Genomic DNA, 3,757 nt, shown 5'->3' with positions numbered 1-3,757 from the left:
AAACTCACTCTACCTTTTACCCAGAAATCAAGCTCATCTAAGCGGAGAAGAGCCCAACAAGTAATGCGAAATCCACTCATTTAGGACTTATACATCTCTTAGTAACCTAACTTCCTTGTATTGCTGATAAGGTATTGATTAGTAATTGAGTCAATATGTGAAAGACGGCATGATGTGAGAGTGAAAAGCGGCTGCTTGCCGTCTAATTAGCGTTATGATTTTCGAGGAAGTTATGGAATCTTTAGTTAGCGAAGAATATATAATACCTGCAGTATCTGCTCTTATTTCAATCATTTCTGCGATAATTGCTTTGGTTGGTTTATTCTTTACCTATCGTAAAAACCAGTTTGATAAGAGACTTGCACGCGACAAAGAGCTTTTCGAAGCTGCTATCCGAAAACTTGAATCTGCTTTCGAAATGCTGACGCGGGGTATGGGAGAAAATGCTCTTGTTGTAAGTGAACGGTTAAATTGGATTATGTGTGCGAGAGAAATAGAAAAATTCAAAGTATTTAAATCAAAACTGGGTACTGAGCATTACCGCCTAGTACTTGGGTCAATTGAGGAATATTGGAGTCATAAATTTTATGATGTTGTTGGTAAAAATGACTTAATCCAACAAGGTTACTACGAAGGGCTTCATGCTGGTTCGGTGCTAGTTATATATGCGTTTGCTAGTTGGAAAAGTGATCAAGAATGCCCAATCGATACTGTGAATTACGAGCAATTAGTAGAGTCTTCATCTATTTTTCAAGGACGATATGGGCTTAAAGCATACGTCCAAAACGACAGGCAGTACTCCCACTTAGCACAGCCATAGCACATATTTGGTCAACGACATGAAGACTGAAGTGGTTCTTAGCTAAGTCGATAGCGGCAAAATACGAATAATCAGACATGGTGCCTCCGGTTTTAACAAGTACCACAATAGTGTGGCAGATCCTCGGGAGGGGGAATCCATGTCATTTAATAAGCTGAGGAAAGAAATGCAGCTTCCAGAAGAATTTAGAGACGCTCATACAGCATGTATGTTTATGCACGATGTTATGGTCGAGTTCCTTCGTTCAGGTGAGGAAAAGGGTGCTTTTCGCCAGACATTTTCATTCGAAGATCATGAAATTAGGTCTCTGGAAGGGGGAAGCGAGACAAATATCCTCGATTGGCTAGAAATAAATCAAAAGCATGATGAACGTAGCTTAGTTATCAGAACTGTCGTATTGCCAGCAGTGTTATCTGATATGTTGCACTGTATTTACGAAGCTTTGACGGCAGCTGAAAAAGGGAAGATGTCAGTAGCCTTTATGCTACTAAGGAAACCTATTCAAGAAAGTCTGTATCTCCTAGAAGCTATGGTCATAGATGAAAATGACTTTGTAGAAAAGCTATCTCTAGACCCTATGTTTTTAAGACCTAAAAATGGTGGTGGGCCTGAAGGGCATGCGAAACGTATCAAAACTGTTTTGAATCGGATTGGCTTGGAAGGAGTTATGAGTCCAGAGTATCTAGGCGAATTACGTTATAATAAATCGAGCTTCGACAGTTTTGACCGTGTTTGCAATCAAGCCACTCACTTATTTACTGAGCATAAGGCCATAAAAACAGAACTACTTAACATTAACTTTGTATTTTCTGGGCCTCAGCAGATTTATACGCAGCAGCGGTATTTGTACACCCGACTCCCTTACCTTCTTTACTATATATATTTTCTTTTTGAGTTCATTGCATCAATCGTAGCCCCAACCGAACCTGAGTATGTGACGAATATTAACAGGCGTATCCTGGCTCTTTTTCTAATTGCATATATGCAAATAGAAGATGATTTCATGACCGACTACATGGATCATTTAGCAGTAGTCTTTTGTGGTTACCTGAGTCTTGACGTTGAAAGTTCAGTAGATGTCGATAGTTTACTAAATGAACTAGTAAGAATTTCTGAAACAGGCGAACTATCATCGTAGACAAATGGTATAACAAACGACTGTGGCACGATTTGCTTTACTCGAATTAATCTGTAAATATCTAAATTAGCAGATTCACTAACACGGAAATGTCCAGAGGCGTGTTATGCCGCCATGCTTTGGGACAAGAGCGCCTTAGTCCGACTACTCTAAAACACTTCTGCCCCAATAAGCTTCTTAGAGTGAATGGCTTCTTTGAGTGTACCTCATATTTTTTATCCTAGTAGAGCTAATCCTGATGAGCTTGGTGTTCTATGCGGATTATTTCGTAATCGATTCTCGATTGAGATGCAAGAATTGCACAACACCCTGATTTTCATTGAGTTTTATGGAGGTTGAGCGCAGTATAGAGAGAGTGCGGATACGGGGGATCCCGTTTATAAAGCGTTAACTGGCAGGAGTATATATGAGCAAAAATAGCAAACACAAAAGAACGCAAAAGAAAGCTAAAGTTCAAAAAATAGCGAATCAAAAAGCCGAGGCTATACGTAAAAAACAGAGTGTGATTCCTTCTATTTTCTTAGATGAATCAGGAAATACGGGCTCAAACTTATTAGACAAAAATCAACCAGTCTTCACTTTAGCTAGCTGCGATCTTTCTATTAAAGAGGCGGAACGTCTTTTAAGTTTAGTTGGTTCTCGCGCAGAAAACGAACTTCATTTTAAGAGACTAAAACGAAATAAAGCAGGGCAAGATGGAATTATACGTTTATTAAGTGACCCAGCAGTTAATACTGAAAGTATTAAAATGAACGTGTTCTCAAAACGTTTTATGGTTACATCTAAAATTGTAGATTTACTTATTGAGCATATGCTCCACCTGAAAGGTGTCGATCTTTATGTTAATGGGCAAAATATTGCACTATCAAATATGTTGTTCTATTGCTTCGAAGCTTTCTGCAATGAAGAGTTAGTGGACAATATGCATAAGCTGTTTGTAGCTATGGTGAGAGAGCAAACTGAAGAGTCTATTGAAGCTTTCTATTCCTGCGTTGAAGCCGTGCAAGAATCATCGTCAAGTGATGGCTTTAAGTCCGATATAGATCAAATCCTTGACACTAAAGCATACATTGATAGCGCACTAGACGATATTGATAAAACAGCCTTAGATCCATCAATCCCAGCTTTGTTTGCACAATGTATCCAATGGGGGAATCAATATCCTAAAGGCTTCCACCTAATTCACGATGACTCTCATAGCATTGAAAAACAACGTGAGATGTTTGCTCAATTCATGGATTGGACTCAAGATGAAGTTGAGCTAGGGTATGATCGTCGCAAATTTGGACTACCTCTAAAAGGTAAATCAATGAGGTTTGCTGATTCACAGAAACATAAGCAGATACAAGTTGCTGATATTGTAGCAAGTTCTTTTGCTTATTGGGCTGCAGGTGTTGCGGTTGGAGAATCAGAAGATTACTTCTTCCTAGAACTAAACAAGTTAGATTTGGATCGTTTTATTGGACACAATAAGATTTGGCCAACACATGATGTTGACCCTAAAGATCTTGGGACAGTACATGATGGTGGTTTAAATGCAGCTAATAATATCCCTTCATTCTTAGCGAAAGCAAAAGCAAATCCAAGGGTCGCGGAAGCAGCCAGTTAACAAGCATTTAAAAGTGATTCCCAACGTTTGGCATTTTTCATTCCATCGTTGGTAGTATCGGGGTGTTAGTGTGAATATTCATGACTTTATAGTTGATATTGAACTGACGGAGTTCTTGTCTGGAGTTTCTTCGTTAGCTACCCCCCTCTGGCAGGATAGTTGTCACTGTTAAAATTTAACCAGTTTGGGC

General features: G+C 39.1%; 3 protein-coding genes. All 3 read left to right on the top strand.

The window, feature by feature from the left end; translation table 11 throughout:
* Positions 1–232 precede the first annotated feature (232 nt).
* The 3 genes from AB6E08_RS22765 (at position 233) to AB6E08_RS22755 (ending at position 3,567) form a co-directional block, all read left to right on the top strand.
* Complete coding sequence (locus AB6E08_RS22765) at positions 233–820, top strand: hypothetical protein (protein ID WP_372067036.1); 588 nt, start codon at positions 233–235, stop codon at positions 818–820.
* 139 nt (positions 821–959) lie between these two features.
* On the top strand, positions 960–1,958 hold the full coding sequence (locus AB6E08_RS22760; RefSeq protein WP_372067039.1) for a hypothetical protein: 999 nt from the start codon (positions 960–962) through the stop codon (positions 1,956–1,958).
* Positions 1,959–2,364: 406 nt separating this feature from the next.
* Complete coding sequence (locus AB6E08_RS22755) at positions 2,365–3,567, top strand: DUF3800 domain-containing protein (protein WP_372067042.1); 1,203 nt, start codon at positions 2,365–2,367, stop codon at positions 3,565–3,567.
* Positions 3,568–3,757: the final 190 nt, after the last annotated feature.

It is taken from the genome of Vibrio sp. 10N.247.310.24, assembly GCF_041467175.1.
GTDB classification, from domain to species: Bacteria; Pseudomonadota; Gammaproteobacteria; order Enterobacterales; family Vibrionaceae; genus Vibrio; species Vibrio tasmaniensis_A.
The sequence above is the reverse complement of the archived record's forward strand: the minus strand, read 5'-3'. Positions and strand labels throughout refer to the sequence as shown.

Coding starts and splice junctions, on each gene's coding strand:
- AB6E08_RS22755 (WP_372067042.1), top strand. CDS start 2,365: ATGAGCAAAAATAGCAAACACAAAAGAACGCAAAAGAAAGCTAAAGTT.
- AB6E08_RS22760 (WP_372067039.1), top strand. CDS start 960: ATGTCATTTAATAAGCTGAGGAAAGAAATGCAGCTTCCAGAAGAATTT.
- AB6E08_RS22765 (WP_372067036.1), top strand. CDS start 233: ATGGAATCTTTAGTTAGCGAAGAATATATAATACCTGCAGTATCTGCT.